General features: G+C 73.4%; 19 protein-coding genes. 10 read left to right on the top strand and 9 right to left on the bottom strand.

Annotated elements, in window-relative coordinates; genetic code table 11:
* Positions 1-4 precede the first annotated feature (4 nt).
* The 5 genes from ACI8AB_RS21110 (at position 5) to ACI8AB_RS21090 (ending at position 4,311) form a co-directional block, all read left to right on the top strand.
* On the top strand, positions 5-1,075 hold the full coding sequence (locus ACI8AB_RS21110; protein ID WP_456951739.1) for an ATP-dependent DNA ligase: 1,071 nt from the start codon (positions 5-7) through the stop codon (positions 1,073-1,075).
* Between the two features lie 49 nt (positions 1,076-1,124).
* A complete protein-coding gene (locus tag ACI8AB_RS21105; RefSeq protein ID WP_456951738.1) occupies positions 1,125-2,690 on the top strand; it encodes an alpha/beta hydrolase in 1,566 nt (521 codons plus the stop codon).
* A gap of 27 nt (positions 2,691-2,717) precedes the next feature.
* Complete coding sequence (locus ACI8AB_RS21100; protein WP_456951737.1) at positions 2,718-3,785, top strand: DNA polymerase domain-containing protein; 1,068 nt, start codon at positions 2,718-2,720, stop codon at positions 3,783-3,785.
* A gap of 117 nt (positions 3,786-3,902) precedes the next feature.
* A complete protein-coding gene (locus tag ACI8AB_RS21095; RefSeq protein ID WP_456951736.1) occupies positions 3,903-4,040 on the top strand; it encodes a hypothetical protein in 138 nt (45 codons plus the stop codon).
* Positions 4,041-4,092: 52 nt separating this feature from the next.
* Positions 4,093-4,311, top strand: a complete 219-nt coding sequence (locus ACI8AB_RS21090; protein WP_456951735.1) for a hypothetical protein — start codon at positions 4,093-4,095, stop codon at positions 4,309-4,311.
* Between the two features lie 51 nt (positions 4,312-4,362).
* Here ACI8AB_RS21090 and ACI8AB_RS21085 read toward each other — a convergent pair whose 3' ends face one another.
* Positions 4,363-4,548 (bottom strand): hypothetical protein, encoded by a 186-nt coding sequence (locus ACI8AB_RS21085; RefSeq protein WP_456951734.1) that lies wholly within the window; start codon positions 4,546-4,548, stop codon positions 4,363-4,365.
* A gap of 98 nt (positions 4,549-4,646) precedes the next feature.
* On the opposite strand from ACI8AB_RS21085, the gene ACI8AB_RS21080 reads away from it, so the two are divergent.
* The 4 genes from ACI8AB_RS21080 (at position 4,647) to ACI8AB_RS21065 (ending at position 8,556) form a co-directional block, all read left to right on the top strand.
* Positions 4,647-5,171 carry a ferritin gene (locus ACI8AB_RS21080; protein ID WP_456951733.1) on the top strand — a complete coding sequence of 175 codons (525 nt, stop codon included), beginning with the start codon at positions 4,647-4,649 and terminating at the stop codon, positions 5,169-5,171.
* 1,166 nt (positions 5,172-6,337) lie between these two features.
* Positions 6,338-6,613: a type II toxin-antitoxin system Phd/YefM family antitoxin gene (locus tag ACI8AB_RS21075; RefSeq protein ID WP_456951732.1), complete on the top strand. Its 276-nt coding sequence runs from the start codon at positions 6,338-6,340 to the stop codon at positions 6,611-6,613.
* Complete coding sequence (locus ACI8AB_RS21070; protein ID WP_456951731.1) at positions 6,610-6,885, top strand: type II toxin-antitoxin system RelE family toxin; 276 nt, start codon at positions 6,610-6,612, stop codon at positions 6,883-6,885. The genes ACI8AB_RS21075 and ACI8AB_RS21070 overlap by 4 nt, the downstream gene beginning before the upstream one ends.
* 267 nt (positions 6,886-7,152) lie before the next feature.
* Positions 7,153-8,556 carry a threonine/serine ThrE exporter family protein gene (locus ACI8AB_RS21065; RefSeq protein WP_456951730.1) on the top strand — a complete coding sequence of 468 codons (1,404 nt, stop codon included), beginning with the start codon at positions 7,153-7,155 and terminating at the stop codon, positions 8,554-8,556.
* A gap of 155 nt (positions 8,557-8,711) precedes the next feature.
* Here ACI8AB_RS21065 and purU read toward each other — a convergent pair whose 3' ends face one another.
* Together purU and ACI8AB_RS21055 are read right to left on the bottom strand one after the other, a co-directional pair.
* Entirely contained in the window at positions 8,712-9,560 is an 849-nt protein-coding gene (purU, locus tag ACI8AB_RS21060) for a formyltetrahydrofolate deformylase (protein ID WP_456951729.1), read from the bottom strand.
* A 10-nt stretch (positions 9,561-9,570) separates the two neighbouring features.
* Positions 9,571-10,944 (bottom strand): L-serine ammonia-lyase, encoded by a 1,374-nt coding sequence (locus tag ACI8AB_RS21055; protein WP_456951728.1) that lies wholly within the window; start codon positions 10,942-10,944, stop codon positions 9,571-9,573.
* Between the two features lie 140 nt (positions 10,945-11,084).
* On the opposite strand from ACI8AB_RS21055, the gene ACI8AB_RS21050 reads away from it, so the two are divergent.
* Complete coding sequence (locus tag ACI8AB_RS21050; RefSeq protein WP_456951727.1) at positions 11,085-11,753, top strand: GntR family transcriptional regulator; 669 nt, start codon at positions 11,085-11,087, stop codon at positions 11,751-11,753.
* A gap of 513 nt (positions 11,754-12,266) precedes the next feature.
* Here the strand turns inward: ACI8AB_RS21050 and ACI8AB_RS21045 are convergent.
* From ACI8AB_RS21045 to ACI8AB_RS21020, 6 genes are read right to left on the bottom strand one after another with little or no spacing between them, the layout of a single operon-like run.
* Entirely contained in the window at positions 12,267-14,735 is a 2,469-nt protein-coding gene (locus ACI8AB_RS21045; RefSeq protein WP_456951726.1) for a GcvT family protein, read from the bottom strand.
* A 49-nt stretch (positions 14,736-14,784) separates the two neighbouring features.
* Complete coding sequence (locus ACI8AB_RS21040) at positions 14,785-15,366, bottom strand: sarcosine oxidase subunit gamma (RefSeq protein WP_456951725.1); 582 nt, start codon at positions 15,364-15,366, stop codon at positions 14,785-14,787.
* Positions 15,359-18,229, bottom strand: a complete 2,871-nt coding sequence (locus tag ACI8AB_RS21035; protein ID WP_456951724.1) for a 2Fe-2S iron-sulfur cluster-binding protein — start codon at positions 18,227-18,229, stop codon at positions 15,359-15,361. The genes ACI8AB_RS21040 and ACI8AB_RS21035 overlap by 8 nt, the downstream gene beginning before the upstream one ends.
* Positions 18,226-18,504 (bottom strand): sarcosine oxidase subunit delta, encoded by a 279-nt coding sequence (locus ACI8AB_RS21030; RefSeq protein WP_387993616.1) that lies wholly within the window; start codon positions 18,502-18,504, stop codon positions 18,226-18,228. Before ACI8AB_RS21030 ends, ACI8AB_RS21035 begins: the two co-directional genes overlap by 4 nt.
* Positions 18,505-18,534: 30 nt before the next feature.
* Positions 18,535-19,767 (bottom strand): sarcosine oxidase subunit beta family protein, encoded by a 1,233-nt coding sequence (locus ACI8AB_RS21025; RefSeq protein WP_456951723.1) that lies wholly within the window; start codon positions 19,765-19,767, stop codon positions 18,535-18,537.
* Entirely contained in the window at positions 19,764-21,092 is a 1,329-nt protein-coding gene (locus ACI8AB_RS21020) for a serine hydroxymethyltransferase (protein WP_456951722.1), read from the bottom strand. Before ACI8AB_RS21020 ends, ACI8AB_RS21025 begins: the two co-directional genes overlap by 4 nt.
* Positions 21,093-21,402 lie beyond the last annotated feature (310 nt).

Below are 21,402 nucleotides of genomic sequence, written 5' to 3'. Positions count from 1 at the left end.
CTGCATGGACCTGCCCGTGCTCCCGCCGGTCAAGCCGATGCTGGCCAAGGCCACGACGAAGCTCCCGACCGGGGACGGGCTGTTCTACGAGCCCAAGTGGGACGGCTTCCGCTGCATCGTCTTCCGCGACGGTGACGAGGTGGAGCTCGGCAGCCGCAACGAGCGCCCGCTGACCCGCTACTTCCCCGAGGTGGTGGCCGCGGTCAGGGAGGCCCTGCCCGAGCGCTGCGTCGTCGACGGCGAGATCGTCGTGCCGCAGGGCGACCGGCTGCACTTCGAGTCGCTGCTGCAGCGCATCCACCCCGCCAAGTCGCGGGTGGACCTGCTCGCCGAGCAGACGCCGGCGCACTTCGTCGCCTTCGACCTGCTGGCCCTCGGGGACGAGTCGCTGATGGAGACGCCGTTCGCGCAGCGCCGGCAGCGGCTGCGCGAGGTGCTGGACCGCCGGCACGAGCGGGTGCACGTCACCGCGGTCACCCGGGACGCCGCGATCGCGCAGCGCTGGTTCGACGAGTTCGAGGGCGCGGGCCTCGACGGCGTCGTCGCCAAGGACGCCGACCTGCCCTACGGCCCCGACCAGCGGCTGATGACCAAGGTGAAGCACGTGCGCACCGCCGACTGCGTGGTCGCCGGGTTCCGCTGGCACAAGAGCGGGCCGGTCGTGGGCTCGCTGCTGCTCGGCCTCTACGACGACGGCGGGCTGCAGCACGTCGGCGTCGCGGCGTCGTTCCCCATGGCGCGGCGGGCCGAGCTGGTCGAGGAGCTGGCGCCCTACCGGGCCCAGGCACTCGACGGGCACCCGTGGCAGGACTGGGCGAACGCCGAGGTCCAGGAGAACGGCGAGCACCGGATGCCCGGCGCGCAGAGCCGGTGGAACGCGAAGAAGGACCTGTCCTGGGTGCCGCTGCGGCCCGAGCTCGTCGTCGAGATCAAGTACGACCAGCTCGAGGGACGGCGACTGCGGCACACCGGGCAGTTCCTCCGCTGGCGGCCCGACCGTGAACCGCGCAGCTGCACCTACGACCAGCTCGAGGTCCCGGTCCGCTACGACCTGGCCGAGGTGTTCAACGGGTGACCGGCACCTGCGGGGCGGCCGGCCTGCCGCGCCTCCTACCGTCGTGACCATGCGTCTGCGCCGCGGCCTGCTCGCCGCCTCGACCGGACTGCTCGTGGCGGTCGCCGGCTGCGGCTCCTTCTCGGACCCGGACGCGTCGTCCGCGGACTCCTCGTCGGCCGCCTCCTCGACGCCGGCCGAGCCGGAGGCCGCGCCGATCACCTGGACCGACTGCGACGCGGAGATCACCGAGCTCGTGGCCGGCACGCCCGGCAGCGAGCGCGACCTCGCCTTCGAGTGCGGCCGCACCGAGGTGCCCATCGACCACGACGAGCCCGAGGGCGCGACGCTGCCGCTGTTCCTCGTCCGCGCGACGCTGGCCGGGCAGACCGACCGGATCGGCTCGCTGCTGGTGAACCCGGGCGGCCCCGGCGTCTCGGGGGCCGACCTCGGGCTGAGCCTGGCGCTGTCGCTGCCCGAGGACGTGCTGCGCCGGTTCGACGTGGTCGGCTTCGACCCGCGCGGCGTCGGCCTGTCCACGCCGGTGGAGTGCGTCCCCGCCGAGCTCAAGGACCGCATGACCGCCGCGGAGCCCCGGCCGACCGACCAGCAGCAGATGAACGAGGTCCTCGCGCTCAAGGACGAGGCGGCCGACGCCTGCGCCGAGGAGTACGGCGACGCGCTCGGCACCTTCAACACCGTCGCCACCGCGCGCGACATGGACCTGCTGCGCGAGTCGCTGGGCGACGAGCAGCTGACCTACCTCGGCTACTCCTACGGCACCACGCTCGGCTCCACCTACGCCGAGCTGTTCCCGGAGAACGTGCGCGCGATGGTGCTCGACGCCGCGGTCGACCCCGACGCCGACCCGCAGGCCGACGCGGAGGCGCAGGCCGCGGGGCTGGAGGCCGGGTTCGACGCGTTCGCCGCCAACTGCGTGGGCCTGGTGTCCGGGTGCCCGATCGGGGGCGACCCCCGGACGTTCGTGCAGGACCTGCTGACCGCCGCCGCCACCACGCCGATCCCGAGCAGCCGGCCCGGGGAGACCCGCACCGCGACTCCGGGCGTCGTCCTCACCGCCGTCACCGCGGCCCTCTACGACACCGGGTCGTGGCCGCAGCTCTCGCAGGCGCTGGCCGCCGCGCGCAACGGCGACTCGGCGGGCCTCTTCTCGATCGCCGACCCCTCCGCCGGCCGGCTCCAGGACGGCACGTACACCAACCGGCTCGACGCCGACTTCACGATCAGCTGCGCCGACACCCCCGAGGACGAGACGTTCTCCGAGGAGGAGGTGCTGCAACTGGCCCAGGAGTGGTCGCAGCGGTACCCGCTGTTCGGCGCCGAGGCCGCCTCCGGCCTCTACACCTGCGGCGTGTGGGACGCCGCGCGCACGCCGCTGCCCGAGCGGGACGCCGAGGGCAGCGCGCCGATCCTCGTCGTCGGCACCTCCGGGGACCCGGTGACACCGCTGCCCGGCGCCGAGGACATGGCCGAGGACCTCACCGCCGGCACGCTGCTGGTCTGGCAGGGCCAGGGGCACACCGCCTACCCGAAGACCGACTGCGTCACCGCGGCGGTCAACGCCTACCTGATCGACCTCACGGCGCCGCAGGACGGGCTGACGTGCCCCGCCTGAGCCGCCCCGGACCGGGGAGCTGAGCAGATGGCGAGCAGCAAGGACGCGGTCACGCTGACCGTCGACGGGCACGAGGTGCGGGTCTCCAACCCGGAGAAGCCGTACTTCGCCGAGCGCGGCATCCGCAAGATCGACGTCGTCGAGTACTTCGTCAGCGTCGGCGAGGGCATCCTGTTCGCCCTGCGGGACCGGCCGACGACGCTGGAGCGCTGGCCCGGCGGCGTCTTCGAGGGCGCGCGGCTGTCGACCCGGATGGACAACACCGGCGACGCCTTCTACCAGAAGCGGGTGCCCAAGAACGCCCCCGACTGGGTGCCGACGGCGCACATCACCTTCCCCAGCGGGCGGACCGCGGACGAGATCGCGCCGGACTCGGTCGCCGTCGTCGCGTGGTGCGCCAACCTCGGCACGCTCACCTTCCACCCGTGGCCGGTGGACAAGACCGACGTCGAGTCACCGAACCAGATCCGCATCGACCTGGATCCGCAGCCGGGCACCGACTTCGCCGACGCCGTGTGGGTCGCGCCGCACGTGCGGGAGCTGCTGCACGAGCTCGGCATGGAGGGCTGGCCGAAGACCTCCGGCGGCCGCGGCGTGCACGTGTACGTGCCCATCCAGCCCCGGTGGACGTTCACCGACGTGCGCCGCGCGGTGATCGCGTTCGGCCGCGAGCTCGAGCGCCGGCTGCCCGACCGCGTGACGATGTCGTGGTGGAAGGAGGAGCGCGGCGAGAAGATCTTCATCGACTACAACCAGATGGCCCGGGACCGCACGATCGCCTCGGCGTACTCCATCCGGCCCAAGCCGCACGCGCCGGTGAGCGCGCCGCTGGACTGGGACGAGCTGCCCGACGTCTCGCCGTCCGACTTCACCGTGCTCACCATGCCGGAGCGCTTCCGCGCGGTCGGTGACAAGCACGCCGGGCTGGCCGGGCACGCCTACTCCATCGAGCCGCTGCTCGAGCTCGCCGAGCGCCAGGCCGCGGACCAGGGCTTCGGTGACCTGCCCTATCCGCCGGACTACCCGAAGATGCCGGGCGAGCCGATGCGGGTCCAGCCCAGCCGCGCCAGGCGGCCTGCCGGTGCAAACGAGTGATCCGGCGCTCGGCGCACGCGGAGCGCAGCGCTCACTCGACGGGCAACCCCCGTCCTCCGGTGCTGCTCGCGTACTCCCCCGTCGCTCCGTCGCACACCTCTCCCTCCGGAGGTCGCCATGGATCTCAGAGACCGTCTGCTCCGGTCCGCGATCGCGGCTGCCGCGGCCGTCGCGGCCGGCCTGCTGACCCGGTCGATGGTGAAGGCCGTCAGCGCTCCCGAGGACGGGACCATCGGCTCCCCTCCTCGCGAGTGATCCTGACCGGACGACCGGCATGGTCCGCGTGTCAGAGGGCACGACCTCACGGGTGGAGGACGACTGGAGAAGCCTGCTGGCGGGCCTACCGCTCGAGCAGCGCCTGAAGGCGCTCGCCGTGTACGAACTGGCAAGAGATCGAGCGATGGGCCAGCCACCCGAGACGGCGGCAGCGACCCTGCGCGCCGCAGCTACCGCCGAGGGGCTCGATGCCGATCACGACTGGATCCCGGCGGCCGCGGCCCGCATCAGCGCTGACACGGGCCCGTGACCACGCAGGGCCGGCTGACCGCCGCCCGGCGGCGCGGTGGGGAGGGAGGGATCAGGCAGCCTTCCGACTGCTCTTGGCGAGCACCTTGCCGGCCTCGTCCAGCTCGACCAGGCGGCGCTTCTTGACCGTGTAGCCCGGCGGGAGCGTCCCTTCGGCGAGGGCGCGGAGAGGGCACCGCTTGCAGCGCGGCCTGTCCTGGCAACACTTCTTCTTGGGCATGCCCGCCGACTTGGCCACCCGGTGAGGCTAGCCTTCCCTTCGCGGGTGATCCACGGGCACCGGCGGGTCACCGGTTAACGTCCGGTGACCGCCACCGCACACGTCCGGGAGTCCCGATGGCCGCCCCCGCCTTCGTCGAGCTGCTGAACACGCAGATCGGCAACGAGTTCGCCGCGCACCAGCAGTACGTCTCCTGCGCGGTGTACTTCGACCAGCTGACCATGCCCCGGACGGCGCAGCTCTTCTTCGACCAGGCGCTCGAGGAGCGGCAGCACGCCATGATGATGGTCCGCTACCTGCTCGACTCCGACGCGCCGGTGCGCATCCCCGCCGTCGCGGCGCCGGTCAACGAGTTCCCCGACGTCGTCGCGCCGGTCGCCCTGGCGCTGGAGCAGGAGAAGCGGGTCACCGAGCAGATCGGCGCGCTGATCGGGATCGCGCGGCGGGAGAACGACTTCGCCTCCGACCAGTTCATGCAGTGGTTCATCAAGGAGCAGATCGAGGAGGTCAGCAAGATGAGTGACCTGCTCACGATCGTGAAACGCTCCACCCACGACCTGGAGACCATCGAGGACTACGTGCTCCGGGAAGTCACGACCGAGGTGGCCGACCCCACCGCACCACCGGTGGCAGGGGCCTGAGCCGAGGGCATCCCGCTGACCGACCTGTCGGCCCCGGTACGCATCCTCGTCGCGCTCGTGCCGGCGTTCGTCCTCGTGCGGACGTTCTCGTCGTACGAGGACACCACGACGCCGCCGACGACGAGGCCGGCGCCGTGGCGACGGAAGCCGTAGGGGCGGCGCTCCTCCCGTCGCCGACCGGTCCCGACCTCGGCGGCCTGCTGCGCTGCTGTGCCCGCGCCGTCGCACGGCCGGGGTGGGCTTCGCCCGAGGCGACTCGCCACACGTCGTCGATCTCCAGTGACGCCGATGCGCGGGTCGCGGCCGCGGTCGCGGTCGCCCGGGCGCAGCCGGCCGGCATCAGCGAGACCGTGGTGGCCCAGGTCGTGGCCGCCGAGCGCGGCCGCGTCACAGCGCGGTGGGACCGTCTCGCCGAGGCCCGCGCCATCGGTGCCGGCCATCGCGACGGCGCTCCTGATCTGCTGCGTCGCCATCACCGTCGCGTCCACGGCCGCGCTCGCCGGCCGCGACATCCGCCCGAGCCTGCGGTGGACTCCTCTCGGCGTCACCGCGCTCATCTCCACGGCGTCGCTGCTCGTGCTCGTCGACCTCGACCGACCCTCGGCGGCACGGCCGGGATCGACCCGACGGCCATGTGCGCCGCAGAGGAGCAGCTCGGCACCTCGCCCTTCGGCGCCGACCCTCCGTGTGACCTGTCAGGTGCCCGCCGTCAGGTGGACCGGGGCGCGTCTCGGCTGCCGGATGGCGGCATCAACCGATCCCGACCAAGACGCAGAACGCGTCGCCCTCCGTCGGCGGCGACCCTTCACGGCACTTCGCCTCGCCCACGAGGGCGCGCGTCACACCGAGAGCTGGAGGCGCGGCACAAGCCGCATGCAGGTCGAGTGACGGCGCAGTCGTCATCCTGAGCAGACGCGACACGGGCGGCCAGAGCCGAGGCCTACTTCTGCAACGTCCTCTCCGCCTCAGCGAGCAGTCCGCCATCACGCACTGGCGATCCTTCCGAGCAGTGCACGACCGCGCACGGACGCCGGCTGCCGTGGTCTCCTCACCTGCCGGTCGTGGCCCGACCACCCCTCCCGCGGCAGTGGAGCCACACCGCATCCCCTGGCGACCCCCGGCCGAGCTCCTTGACCACCGCTGGCCAGCTGACCACGATTGAGGTCATGACGACGCAGTCCCTGGCGGCGGTCAAGGCGCACTTCAGTCAGGTGATCGACGAGGTCGCCGGCACGCACGAGCGCGTCACGGTCACCAGGAACGGCAGCCCGGTCGCGGTCATCCTCGCCGTCGAGGACTACGAGTCGCTGATGGAGACCCTGGAGATCCTCTCCGACCCCCGAGCGCGCTCGGAGATCAGGCAGTCGGAGGCCGCGATGGCCGCTGGTGAGGTCTACGGCGAGGCCGAGGTGCGGGCCGCACTCGCGGCCCGCCGGCGGTGACCGGCCCTCCTCGGTACACCGTCGTCCTCTCGGCAGCGGCCACGCGGGCCATCGAGCGCGACCTCCCCGAGCCGGTGGCCGTCGCGGTCGTCGACTTCCTCTACGGGCCGCTGGCTGCGCACCCGTACCGCGTCGGGAAGCCGCTCCGCTTCGGACTCGAGGGCTACTGGTCCGCTCGACGAGGCCAGTACCGCGTCGTCTACTCGATCCAGGACGACGAGGTCCTCGTCAGGGCCGTGCGCATCTCGCACCGCGCCGACGTCTACGGCTGACCGATACTCCGTGCCGGTCCGGACGCGACGATTCGCCCGATGACCCACCCACTGACGCTCGACGCCGACCTGCGGTTCTGCCGGTCCGAACAGCGCTGTCGTGGTTCGCTCCCCGAAGATGCCGAGCGAGCCGATGCGGGTCCAACCGTCCCGCGCCAGGCGTCCAACCAGCGAGGACGCCTGATCCCGGCGCCTCCGGCGAGGTGGCACGGGCCGGCCCGTCGCGTGGTGGCCGGTCGGCGCGTCGGCCGCACATACCGTGGAGGCGTGCCCACCTGGCCTCCGAACCGCTCCATGCCGTACGCGCGCATCCCGCAGCGGGCCTGGCGCGCGATCGCGGGGACCAGCCCGCCGACCGCGCCGATCGGCCTGCGGGCCCAGGCGAGCCGGATGGACGACCTCACCGCGCACGCCGCGCTGGGGCTGGCGCTGCGCATCGGGGCGTCGATGCTGGCCGTCGGGGCCTCAGCGGCCGACGCGACCGCGACGGTGCTGCGGGTCGCTGCCGCCTACGGGCTCACCAGCTGCCAGATCGACATCACCTTCACGTCGATCACGGTCAGCTACGACCGCGAGAACGCGGTACCTCTCACCGCGATGCGGATCGTGCGGACGAGCCGGCTCGACTACACCCGCCTGCAGGGCATCACCGACCTGGCCCGTGCGGTCGGCGCCGGCGACCTCGACGTCGAGGAGGCGCACCGCCGGCTGGACCGGGTGGTCTCGGCGCCCGCCACCTACCGCCGGAGCGTGACCGCGCTGGGCTGGGCCGGCGTCGCCGGGTGCTTCGGGCTGGTCCTCGGCGGCGGCTGGCGGGAGGCCCTCCTCGCAGCGCTGACCACCGCTCTGGTCGAGCAGGTGATGCGCGCGCTCAACCGGCGGAGCCTGCCGCTGTTCTTCCAGCAGGTGGCCGGGGCTGCGCTGGCCACCGGGGTCGCCGTTCTCCTGCTCACCTGGGACGTCGACGTGCAGACCTCCCTGGTCGTCGCCGCCGGCATCGTCGTGCTGCTCGCCGGGTTGTCCCTGGTCAGCGCGGCCCAGGACGCCATCAGCGGCTTCCCGGTGACCGCCGGGGCGCGGGCCTTCGAGGTGGTGACCCTGACCGCCGGCATCGTCGTGGGCATCGCCGGCGTCCTCGACCTGGCCCAGCGCGCCCAGCTCCCGCTGACCGTCATAGACACCTCTCCCGTTCCCGTGCCGTTCGCCGTCGCGCTGGCCGCGTCGGCCGGGATCGCCGGGTTCTGGGCCCTGGCCACCCTCGCCCGGCCGCGCGCCGTCGGGCTGGCCGCGGTGGCCGGAGCGCTGGCCTGGGCGACGTTCTGGGCAGCCGGCGAGCTGGGCGCCGGTCCCGCGCTGGCCGCCGGGGTCGCGGCCGTCGTCCTCGGGTCGTGCGGTGAGGCGCTGACCGAGCGGCTCCGGGTCCCACCGCAGCTCGTCGCCGTCTGCGGCATCGTCCCGCTGCTGCCCGGGCTGGCCGTCTACCACGGCCTGTTCACCATCGTCGTCGAGGCACGGATCGACGACGGGCTCGGCGCCCTCGTCGGGGCCGGCGCCGTCGGGCTCGCCCTCGCCGCCGGCGTCACGCTGGGCGAGTACCTCGGCAGGCCTCTCAGCGGCGAGCGCGACCGCTACGACGAGCGCGTCCGCCGCCGGGCGATGACCATCGAGTGAGCAGTGCCCTGAGCAGGGCCCGCGGGCGGGCGAGCCCCTCACCCGCCGGACCACGGCGCGGCCCGAGCTCCTCGTACAGGTGCCGGTGGACGCGGTCGAGCGCGGGCGACGGCACGCCCGCCGTCGCGGTCGGCACCAGAGCTCTCGCGGCCGGGTCAGCGGAAGACGACGGTGCTGTGCCCGTTGAGGAGCACCCGCTGCTCGCTGTGCCACCGGACGGCGCGCGACAGTGCCAGGGCCTCGGCGTCCTGGCCGACCGTGGCGAGGGCGCGTGGGTCGTAGGTGTGGTCGATGCGGATGACCTCCTGCTCGATGATCGGCCCCTCGTCGAGGTCGGGGGTCACGTAGTGGGCCGTCGCGCCCACCAGCTTGACCCCGCGGTCGAAGGCCTGGTGGTAGGGCTTGGCGCCCTTGAAGCCGGGCAGGAAGGAGTGGTGGATGTTGATCGCCCGGCCGTGGAGGGCGGCGCAGGCCTCGTCGGAGAGGACCTGCATGTAGCGGGCGAGCACGACCAGGTCGGCGCGGTGCTCGTCGACCAGTTCGAGCAGTCGCACCTCGGCCTCCCGCCTGGTCCCCGGCGTCACGGGCACGTGGTGGAACGGCAGCCCGGCCGCCTCCGCCATCGGGCGCAGGTCCTCGTGGTTGGAGACGACGGCGACCAGCTCGGCGCCGAGGCTGCCGGCCCGCCAGCGGAAGATCAGGTCGTTGAGGCAGTGGCCGAGCCTGGAGACCAGGACGAGCACGCGCTGCGGCTGGTCGCCGGAGACCTGGTAGGTCATGCCGAACTCGTCGGCCACCGCACGGAAGTCCGCCGTCAGCCGGGCGGCGTCGGTGTCCTGCGAGCAGACGAACGCCGTCCGCAGGAACAGCTGGCCGCGGACGGCGTCGTCGAACTGCTGGTGCTCGACGATGTCGCAGCCCTGCTCGAACAGGAACGTGCTGACCGCGTGCACGATGCCCGGGCGCTCCTGGCAGCTCAGCGTGAGGGTGAACGGGTGGGACACGGGTGCCTCCTCAGCACTCGACGACGTTGAGCGCCAGCCCGCCACGGGCGGTCTCCTTGTACTTGTCCTTCATGTCCGCGCCGGTCTCGCGCATCGTCTTGATGGCCTTGTCCAGCGGGACGTGGTGCCGTCCGTCCCCGCGCACGGCCATCCGGGCCGCGGTGACGGCCTTGACCGCGCCGACGGCGTTGCGCTCGATGCACGGGATCTGCACCAGCCCGCCGACCGGGTCGCAGGTGAGGCCGAGGTTGTGCTCGATGCCGATCTCGGCGGCGTTCTCCACCTGCTCCGGCGTCCCCCCGAGGACCTCGGCGAGGCCGGCGGCCGCCATGGAGCAGGCCGAGCCGACCTCGCCCTGGCACCCCACCTCGGCACCGGAGATGGAGGCGTTCTCCTTGAACAGCAGGCCGATCGCCGCGGCGGTGAGCAGGAACCGCACGACACCGTCCTCCGAGCAGGAGTCGACGAAGTCGCGGTAGTAGTGCAGGACCGCCGGGACGATGCCGGCGGCACCGTTGGTCGGCGCGGTGACCACCCGCCCGCCGGCGGCGTTCTCCTCGTTGACCGCCAGGGCGTGGAGGGTCACCCACTCCACGGCACGCAGCGGGTCGTCCTCGTCCGGGTGGTCCTCCAGCTGGGTGCGCAGTGCGGCCGCGCGCCGGCGGACCTTCAGGCCACCGGGCAGGACGCCGGTGGTCCGGGTGCCGCGCTCCACGCACTCCTGCATCACCGACCAGATGTGCAGCAGGCCGGCGCGGACCTCGGCCTCGGTGCGCCAGGCGAGCTCGTTGGCCAGCATCACGTCGCTGATCCGCAGTCCGGTCTCCCGGGTGTGCGCCAGCAGCTCCCTGCCGGTGCGGAAGGGGTGGCGCACCGGCGTGCGGTCCTCGACGACCACCGGGTCGCCGGCCTCGTCCTCGTCGAGGACGAAGCCGCCGCCCACCGAGTAGTACTCGCGGCGGGAGAGTTCTCCCCCGGCGGGGTCGACGGCCGTGAAGAGCATCCCGTTGCTGTGGAACGCCAGGCGCTTGCGCCGGTGCAGCACGACGTCGTCGTCCACCGAGAAGGCGATCGGGTGTTCGCCGGCCAGCCGGAGCTTCCCCTCGCGGCGGACGGCCTCCACCCGCGGCCCGGCCGCGACGGGGTCGACGACGTCGGGCTGCTCACCCTCCAGACCGAGGACGACGGCCCGGACGCTGCCGTGGCCGTGCCCGGTGGCGCCGAGCGAGCCGAACAACTCGCACCGGACGCCGGCCACGTGTCCGAGCAGCCCCTCCTCGGACAGCCGCGCGACGAAGGTCGCGGCGGCCCGCATGGGACCGACGGTGTGGGAACTGGACGGACCGATCCCCACCCTGAACAGGTCGAAGGCGCTGATGGTCACCCGTGCCTCCCTCTTCCGCTGCCGGGATGACGACCAACTGCGGAGGAGGTACACAGTTGGTATATCAGATGTACGATGACGGTATGTCGATCCCTCTAGCGGGGCAAGAGCCGGTGGACACCAAGCCGTACGATCTGCTGGTGGCCCTCGCTCCCCTGGATCTCGACCCGTCGGCCGCCACGTCCCTGGCGGACAGGGCCTACGTGGCGATCCGGGACCGGCTGATCATGCTCGACATCCGCCCGGGCGACCCGATCGACGACGACGAGCTGGCCAAGGACCTGGACGTGGGCCGGACGCCGGTCCGCGAGGCGCTGAAGCGGCTGGAGGGCGACCGACTGGTGGTGTTTTACCCGCGGCGCGGCACGTTCGCCTCGGGCATGGACATCTCCGACCTGGCGCACATCTCCGACATCCGCGCCCAACTGGAGCCGCTGGCGGCCCGCCGGGCGGCCGAACGCGCGCCCCGGACGAGGCAGCCCGACCTGGAGGAGCTGGCCGCGCACATCGCGCAGCTGGACGTCACCCGGGTCGACCGGACCGAGCTGATGCGCTGGGACCTGGCGGTGCACCGGGCGATCTACCGGGCCGCGGGCAACCCGCACCTGGAGGACGTCCTGATCCGCTACGACAACCTGGCCACCCGGATCTTCTGCCTCTTCCTCGATCGGCTGCCCACGGTCGACGCGCACGTCCGGGAACACGTGGAGCTGCTCCGGGCGATCGCCGCCGGCGACGCCGACCGGGCCGACGACCTCGCCCGTGAGCACGTCCTCGGCTTCGAGAAGGCGATCCGCGAGGTGATCTGACAGGACCGGTCAGGGGAACCGTCACCCCGTGCGGACGGCGTCCCGGACGGCCAGGACGTCGCGCATGGCGGCGACGTCGTGCACGCGCACCACCGACGCGCCGCGCCGGTAGTGCGACGAGGGCCGCGGCCAGGGAGCCGGGCAGCCGGTCCCCCGCACTCCGTCCGGTCAGCCGGCCGGGCACCGACTCGCGGGACAGGCCCACCACGACCGGCACACCGAGCCCGGTGGACGCACCCAGCGACGCGAGCAACGCCCCGTCGTGTGCCGACGTCTCGCCGAACCCGAACCCGGGTCGACCAGGACGTGCTCGAGGTGGACGCCGGCGTCGAGGCACGCGGCGGTGCGTGCGGCGAGAAGGCCCCACCTCGGGCCGCGAGGTGTCCACCGACAGCGGCACGGTGACCTGCCGGGCGAGGGCCTCGACCACCGGGACGACCCCGCCCGGTACCGCGAGGGCGGGCTGCTCCAGGAACGTCTGGAGGGTGCCGGTGCGCACGGGCGGGTCCTGCTTCAGCCCCGGATCCGGGACATCCCGGGGTCGACCAGCGGTTCGGCGGCGACGGTCGCGCGGATGCGCGCCCCGAAGTACTCGATCTCGACGCTCGTGCCGACGGTCGCGGAGGCCGGCAGCCAGGCGTACGCGATCGGCCGGCCGACGGTGTGCCCGAAGGCGGCGCTGGTCACGTAGCCGGCCGGGCGCCCGTGGACGAACACCGGCTCGTGGCCGAGGACGACGCTGCGGCCGTCGTCGACCGTCAGGCAGGACAGCCGGCGGCTCACCGTGTCGTCGCCCCTCCCGGCGAGGGCCTGCCGTCCGACGAAGTCGGCGGTCTTCTGCTTGCGCACCGCGAACCCGAGACCGGCCTCGTAGGGGTCGTGCTCGGTGGTCATGTCGTGGCCCCAGGCGCGGTAGCCCTTCTCCAGCCGCAGGCTGCTGAACGCCGCCCGGCCCGCGGCGACGACGCCGAGGTCCTGGCCGGCCCGCCACAGCACGTCCCACAGCCGCTGTCCGTGGTCGGCGCTGGTGTAGAGCTCCCAGCCGAGCTCCCCGACGTAGGACAGCCGCATCGCCGTCACCGGCACTCCCCCGATCCGGACCCGCTTGGCGCGGAAGTACCTCAGCCCGTCGTTGCTGAGGTCGTCGGCACTGACCCGCTGCACCAGGTCGCGGGCCCGCGGGCCCCACAGCCCGATGCAGCAGGTGCCGCCGGTGACGTCCCGGACCTGCACGCTGCCGTCGTCCGGCGCCTCGCGCAGCAGGAGGTCGTGGTCGAGGGGGCCGTTGGCGCCGACCTGGAAGAGCCGCTCGCCGAGCCGGGCGACGGTGAGGTCGCTGCGGATGCCGCCGGCCTCGTCGAGGGCGAGCGTGTAGGTCACCGACCCGACGGACTTGTCCATCTCCCCGGTCGTGAGCCGCTGCAGGAGGTCGAGGGCGCCGGGGCCGCTGACCTCGAGCCGCTTGAGGGGGGTCATGTCGTACAGCGCCACGGCGGTGCGGGTCCGCCACGCCTCCGCGGCTGCGATCGGGGACCAGAACCGCCCGGCCCACGCGTCGCGCTCCGGCGGCACCCACTCCGCGGGCAGCTCGTCGACCAGGTGCGCGTTGGCCTCGTACCAGTGCGGCCGCTCCCAGCCGGCGGCCTCGAGGAAGACCGCGCCGAGTTCCTGCTGCCGGGCGTGGAAGGGGCTGACCCGCAGGTCGCGCGGGGACAGCCGGGGCTGCAGCGGGTGGATGACGTCGTAGACCTCGACGAAGTTCTGCTGCGAGGTCTCGCTGACGTACTCGGGCGTGAGCTGGACGTCCTCGAAGCGGTGCACGTCACAGCCGTGCAGGTCCACCTCGCTCCGGCCGTCGACGAGCAGCTGGGCCACCGACCGGGCGACGCCGGCCGAGTGCGTCACCCAGACCGCCTCGGCGATCCAGAAGCCCGCCACGTCCCGCGACTCCCCGATCAGCGGGCCGCCGTCCGGGGTGAAGGAGAAGACCCCGTTGAAGCCGGAGTCGATCTTCGAGGACCGCAGCGAGGGCAGCAGCAGCCGGCTCTCCTCCCACGCGGCGGCGAAGTCCTCCTCCGTGAAGGGCAGCATCGAGGGCATCGACGACTCCCGGACGCCGTCCCCCTGGGGCAGCTCACCCAGGTCGACCGGCATCGGCCGGTGCGCGTAGGAGCCGATGCCGAGGCGGTCGACGCGCTCCCGGTAGTAGAGGTCCTGGTCCTGGTGGCGCAGGATCGGCAGGCTCGCCTCGCTCGACTCGTCGTTGCGGCCGACCAGGTCGGGCACCTGGCCGGTCCAGACGAACTGGTGGGCCAGCGGCAGCAGCGGCACGACCATCCCGACCATCGCGCCGAGCTGCTGCCCCCAGAAGCCGGCGCAGGAGACGACGACGTCGGCGGGGATGACGCCGTCCGGGGTCCGGACGCCGGTCACGCGGCCACCGCTGTGCTCGATGCCGGTCACCCGGGTCGAGCCCTGGAAACGGGCGCCCCGCGCCTCGGCGCGGCGGGCCAGCGCGACGACCGCCCGGGACGCCTTGGCCAGGCCGTCGGAGGGGACGTGCAGGCCGCCGAGGATGCGGTCGGGGTCGACCAGCGGGTGCAGCCGCACGCACTCGTCGGCGTCGACCACCTGCGCCTCGACGCCCCAGGAGGTGGCCCAGCCCTGCTTGCGGTGCAGGTCGGCGAGCCGCGCCGGCGTGGTGGCGACCTCGAGGCCGCCGACCTGGTTGAAGCACCAGGCGCCGTCGACGTCGATGTCCTTGAGCTTCTCCACCGTGTAGCTGGCGAACGCCGTCATGGTCTTCGAGGCGTTGGTCTGGAAGACCAGCCCCGGCGCGTGCGACGTGGAGCCCCCGGTCAGCGGCAGGGGTCCCTGGTCGACGACGGTGACGCGGTCCCAGCCCCGGGCGGTCAGCTCGTCGGCCAGGTTGGCACCGACGATCCCCGCTCCGATGACGACCACGCGAGGGGTGGTGGACATTGCTTCGCTCCTGACGTGCCGGTGGGACCCGGGACTGCCGACGGGCCGGTCAGCCGTGCGGGATCGGGGTGAACTCGAGGGCCGCGTCGAGCAGCCAGTCGGCGAGGTAGCCGGCGAAGGAGGACCGGACGAGGACGACGACGTCGTCGGCGGCGTCGGAGAGGGCCAGCAGCACGACCCCGGCCTGGCCGAGCGTCGTCTGCGCGCTGCGCCCCCGGCCGAACACCCGCGGGTGCAGGTCGATCGAGCAGCCCTTGGCCAGGACGTCGCGCACTCGCGCGCCCGTCAGCCGGAGACCGATCCGCTGCGCGGAGACGTCGGTCGCGGAGCCGCCCAGCGGGAGGACGGCGGCGCGGACCCGGGCCTCCAGCTCCTCCGGCGCGTCGGTGGTGCTGGTGAGCAGCCACTCGTCGGGGCCGAGCCACACGGCCCGTCCGGTGCCGGCCGCCACCCAGGTGTTGGGGACCACCGGCAGCTCGACGCCGAGCGCCGCCGCCGCGGCGCCGCCCGCGCCGAGCCGGACGTCGACCATCGCGACGAACGGCTCGACGGCGACGGCCACGGTGTCGGGCAGGCGCTCGAACGCGGTGCGCCACCCGTCGAGCGGGGAGGTGCGCAGCAGCTCAGCCATCGCGACGGGCTCCTTCGGGATCGACCAGCACCGAGCCGGTGACCTCGACCGGGACGAGGGTGCCGTTGACGGGGACGTGGACGGTGTCGCCGATGCGCGACCGGCCGCCCTTGACCAGGGCGAGGGCGAAGGGGCGGGCGAGCTCGGCACTGCGGTAGCTGGACGTGACGTGCCCCAGCATCGGGACCGGCGGGGGCGGCAGCCGGCCGTCGGCGCGGAACTCCACGATCTGCGAGCCCTCGGGCAGCACGGTCCGCCGGTCGACGGGCAGCAGCCCGACCAGCTGCTTGCGCAGCGGATCGGCGTTGGCCTGGCGGGCGAAGGAGCGCTTGCCGATGAAGTCGGGCTTCTTCTTCGACACCGCCCACGCCATGCCCAGGTCGTGCGGGGTGACGGTGCCGTCGGTGTCCTGCCCGATGATCGGGTAGCCCTTCTCCGCGCGCAGGACGTGCATGGTCTCCGTGCCGTACGGGGTGATCCCGTACGGCCGGCCGGCCTGGAGCAGCCGCTGCCAGACCGCGACCGCGTACCAGGAGTTCACGTAGACCTCGAAGGCGAGCTCGCCGGAGAAGCTGATCCGGGCCAGCCGGACCGGCACCCCGTCGAGGGTGGTGTCCCGCCAGGTCATGAACGGGAAGGCCTCGTTGGAGACGTCCACGCCGGGGAAGACCGCACCGACGACGTCGCGGGAACGGGGGCCGACGACGGGGAAGGTGACCCACTGCTCGGTGACCGAGGTGCAGTGCACCCGCAGGTCCGGCCACTCGGTCTGGACCCACTCCTCCATCCAGTCGAGGACCTTCGCCGCTCCGCCGGTGGTGGTGAGGACGAGGAAGCGGTCCTCGGCCAGGCGCAGCACCGTGCCGTCGTCGATGACCATGCCGTCCACGCCGCACATGACGCCGTACCGGACCGAGCCGACCTTCAGGCTGCTGATCAGGTTCGTGTAGAGCCGGTCCAGCAGGACCGCGGCGTCGGGACCCTGGACGTCGATCTTGCCGAGGGTCGAGCCGTCGAGGATCCCGACACCGGTGCGGGCCGCGGCGCACTCGCGCAGGACCGCGGCCTCGATGTCCTCGCCCGGCCGCGGGTAGTAGCGCGGGCGCTTCCACTGGCCGACGTCCTCGAAGACGGCCCCGGCCGCCGCGTGCCACTCGTGCAGGGCGGTGACCCGCTCGGGGTCGAAGAGCCGGCCGCGGTCGCGCCCGGCCAGTGCGGCGAAGGCGACCGGGGTGTAGGGCGGCCGGAAGGTGGTGGTCCCGGTGTCCTGCACCGGGATCCCGAGCAGCTCGGCGGTGATCCCGGAGGCGAGGACGCCGGAGGTCTTGCCCTGGTCGTGCGCCGTCCCGATGGTCGTGTAGCGCTTGACGTGCTCGATGGAGCGCAGCCCGGCGCCGACCGCGCGGGCGATGTCGGCGACGGTCGCGTCGCGCTGCAGGTCGACGAACGAGGTGGTGCCCTCCGCGCCGGAGGTGTCCGGCACCCGCCACAGCACCAGGGACGCCGCCGGGACGACGGGCTCCGGGGCGCCGGGCAGCCGGTCCTCCCCCGCCGGCGCGATCGCCAGGGCGGCCAGTGCCGCGCGGGCCACCCGCTGCCCGTCGGCCAGACACCCCGCCAGGTCGAGCACGCCGGCGGCCGAGCCGGCCACCGCCAGGCCGTCGAGGTCCTCCCCGGGGACGAACGCGCCGAGGGTCTCGTCGTAGCGCAGCCGGCCGCGGGCCTGGCTGAACAGGTGCACCGCCGGGTTCCAGCCGCCGCTGACCAGCAGCAGGTCGCAGGCGATCGCGCTGGCCGCCCCCACCTGGCCGTCCACGAACGGGGCGACGAGGGCGTGGGTGACGCGCTCGACCCCCTGCGTGCCGGTCACGACGGCACCGGGGAGCACGCGGATGCCCACCCGCTCGCACTCCGCGCGGCGCTGCGGGGAGCCCTCCGGCCGCGCGTCGACCACCGCCTGCACCCGCACACCGGCGCGGGACAGGTCGAGGGCGGCGTCGTAGGCGCTGTCGTTGGTGGTGAACACGACGGCCTCACGGCCGGGCAGCACGCCGTAGCGGTGCAGGAAGGTCCGGGCGGCGCCGGCGAGCATGGTGCCCGGTCGGTCGTTGTCGGCGAAGACGACCGGGCGCTCGTGCGCTCCGGTGGCGACGACGACGGAGCGCGCGCGCAGGCGCCACACCCGCTGGCGGGAGATGCGCCGGGGCGCGGCGGCGCCGAGGTGGTCGGTGCGCCGCTCCAGCGCCAGGACGAAGCCGTCGTCGTAGCCGCCGAACGCGGTGGTGCGCTGCAGGTGGAGCACCTCCGGGTGCGCGGCCAGCTCCGCGACCGCGTCCGCCACCCACTCCGGCGCCGGGACCCCGTCGAGCCGGTCGGTGCCCGACAGCAGCGAGCCGCCGGCCTCGGACTGCTCGTCGACCAACGCCACACGGGCCCCCGCCCGGGCGGCGGTGAGCGCGGCGGCCAGACCCGCGGGCCCGGCCCCCACGACGAGCACGTCCACGTGGTGGTGGACGGCGTCGTAGCGGGCGGAGTCGGGGACCTCGGCGAGGCGACCTTGCCCCGGCAGGCCGTGGGCGACCAGTCCGTCGTGGAGCTCGACGGTCGTGGCCAGCAGCATGGGCTCGGGGAAGGGCTCCTCGATCTGCACGAGGCCACCGGGGTCCTCGGCCCAGGCCGCGGCGATGCCCCGGGGGCGACCGAACGTGGTGCTGGTGGCGACCTGGTGCCGGCCGGAGGCGAGCAGCGCCGAGGCCAGCGTGTCGCCGGGGTGGCCGGTGAGGGTCTGCCCGTCGAAGGTGAACTCGAAGGTGGTGGCACGGTCGATGCGGCCCCCCTCGGCGGTGCGGAAGGGACTGGTCACGGGGTCACCGGCTTCGGGTCATCGAGGCGGTAGACGCGCTCGAAGCGGTAGGTGGCGGTGTCGCGGATCGCGTTGAACCAGCGCCGGCAGCCGGCGCTGTGGTGCCAGCGCTCGGCGAAGCGGCCCTTGGGGTTGTCGCGGAAGAAGACGTAGTGCGCCCACTGCTCGTCGGAGAGCGCGCCGGGGGCGTCCGGGTACGGGACGTGGGCCTGGCCGCCGTAGCGGAACTCGACCTCCTCGCGGGGGCCGCACCACGGGCATTCGATGAGTTGCACGGAGGGCTCCCTGGGTGGACGGGCGAGGGGTCAGTGGGCGACGGCGGCCGCGCCGTGCTCGTCGACGAGCGCGCCGGTGACGAACCGGTCGAGGGTGAACGGCGCCACGGTGGGGTGGGGCTCGTCGTGGGCGATGGTGTGCGCCAGGGCCCAGCCGATGCCGGGGGTGGCCTTGAACCCGCCGGTGCCCCAGCCGCAGTTGAGGTAGAGGTTGTCGTAGGGGGTCCGGCCCACGATCGGTGAGGCGTCCGGGCTGACGTCGACGATGCCGCCCCAGGTGCGCAGCAGGTGCGCCCGCGCGAACACCGGGAAGAGTTCGACGGCGGCGGCCATCTGGCGCTCGATGACGTGGAAGGCGCCGCGCTGGCCGTAGCCGTTGTAGGAGTCCACACCGGCGCCCATGACGAGCTCGCCCTTGTGCGCCTGGGAGACGTACACGTGGACGGCGTTGGACATGACCACGGTGGGGTGCACCGGCTCGAGCAGCTCGGAGACCAGCGCCTGCAGCGGATGGCTCTGCAGCGGGACCCGGATGCCGAGCATGTCCGTGAGCACGGAGGTGTGGCCGGCCGCGCAGAGGGCGACCCTGCCGGCGGCGATGGTGCCGCGGGTGGTCTGCACCCCGGTGACCCGGTCGCCGTCGGTGGCGAACCCGGTGACCTCGCAGTCCTGGATGAGGTCGATGCCGGCCTGGTGGGCCCGGCGGGCGAAACCCCAGGCCACGTAGTCGTGCTTGGCGATGCCGGCGCGCGGCTGGTACGTCGCGCCCAGGACGGGGTAGCGGATGTCGCCCGACGTGTTGACGACCGGGCAGATCTTGCGGACCTCGTCGGGCTCCAGCCACTCCGCGTCGACGCCGTTGAGCTTGTTGGCCTCGACCCGGCGCACGCTGTCGCGGACGTCCTGCAGGGTGTGGGCGAGGTTGAGCACGCCGCGCTGGCTGAACAGGATCGGGTAGCCGAGGTCCGCCTCGAGTCCCTCCCACAGCTTCAGCGCGTGCTCGTAGACGGCCGAGCTCTCGTCCCACAGGTAGTTGGAGCGGATGATCGTGGTGTTGCGGGCCATGTTGCCGCCCGCCAGCCACCCCTTCTCCAGCACCGCGACGTTCGTGATGCCGTGGTTCTCGGCGAGGTAGTGCGCCGTGGCCAGGCCGTGCCCGCCGCCGCCGACGACCACCACGTCGTAGGAGCGCTTCGGCTCGGGGTCCCGCCACAGGAAGTCCGGGTGCTCCGGCAGGTCGGCGCCGGGGGTGCGGGGGCTCATCGGGGGACCTCCGTCAGGTCGGGGTAGAGCGGGTGACGGTCGGCCAGCCGGGTGACCCGCCCGCGGAGCCCGGCGAGCTCGGCCTCGCCGACCGAGGGCCGCAGCGCGGCGGCGATCACGTCGGCGACCTCGGCGAAGTCGTCGAGGGTGAAGCCGCGCGCCGCCAGCGCCGGCGTGCCGATGCGCACCCCGGAGCTGACCATCGGCGGGCGGGGGTCGAAGGGCACCGCGTTGCGGTTGACGGTGATCCCGATGGCGTGCAGCCGGTCCTCGGCCTGCCGGCCGTCGAGCTCCGACCCGCGCAGGTCCACGAGGACCAGGTGGACGTCGGTACCGCCGCTGACCACGCCGATGCCCGCCGCGCGGGAGTCGGCGGCCAGCAGCCGGTCGGCCAGGATCCGGGCGCCGGCGAGGGTGCGCTCCTGCCGCTCGCGGAACGCGGGCTCACCCGCCAGCTTGAAGGCGACGGCCTTGGCGGCGATCACGTGCTCCAGCGGGCCGCCCTGCTGGCCGGGGAAGACCGAGGAGTTGAACCTCTTGGACAGCTCCGCGGTGGCCAGGATGACGCCGCCCCGCGGCCCGCCGAGGGTCTTGTGGGTGGTCGAGGTGACGACGTGGGCGTGCGGGACGGGCGAGGGGTGCAGTCCGGCGGCGACCAGGCCGGCGAAGTGGGCCATGTCGACCATCAGGTAGGCGCCGACCTCGTCGGCGATCCGGCGGAACGCGGCGAAGTCGAGCTGCCGTGGGTAGGCCGACCAGCCGGCGACGATCAGTCTGGGTCGGCGCTCGTGGGCCAGCCGCTCGACCTCGGCCATGTCCACGCGGTGGTCGTCGGGCCGCACGTGGTAGGCGGCGACGTCGTAGAGCTTGCCGGAGAAGTTGAGCTTCATGCCGTGCGTCAGGTGACCGCCGTGCGCCAGGTCCAGCCCGAGGATGGTGTCGCCGGGGTGCAGCAGGGCCGCCATCGCCGCGGCGTTGGCCTGGGCGCCCGAGTGCGGCTGCACGTTGGCGTACTCGGCGGCGAACAGCGCCTTCAGCCGGTCGATGGCCAGCTGCTCGACGACGTCCACGTGCTCGCAGCCGCCGTAGTAGCGCCGGCCCGGATAGCCCTCGGCGTACTTGTTGGTCAGCACCGAGCCCTGGGCCTGCATGACCGCCACCGGCGCGGAGTTCTCGCTGGCGATCATCTCCAGCGTGGTCTGCTGCCGGACCAGCTCCGCGGAGACGGCCTGGTGGACCTGCGGGTCGGTGTCCGCCAGCGACCGGTCGAGCACGCGGTCGGGAACGGTCGGGGCCTGGGGCGCTGCGTCGACCTGGACGACCATGCCGGGTCCCTCCTGTGAGGAATTCGCGCTGAGGACTGGTATATCAGTCGTGCAACACCGTAGGGTCGGCGCTGCGCGGGGTCAAGGGGCGACCGGGGGCCGATGTCCCGCCACTCCCCCGATCGCCCGCGACCCGCACAGCAGCGACCACCGCGTCCGCTTCGCACATCCCGAGAGGAACCACCGGCATGGCCTACGAGGTGAGGGGCGTCGTCGCCCGCGGCAAGGGAGAACCGGTCAGCGTCGAGACGGTCCTGGTGCCCGATCCGGGGCCGGGTGAGGCGGTGGTCGACGTCGCGGCCTGCGGCGT

The organism is Geodermatophilus sp. SYSU D00698 (assembly GCF_054050335.1).
Note: the sequence above shows the minus strand (reverse complement) of the source record. Positions and strands in the feature narration are given on the sequence as shown.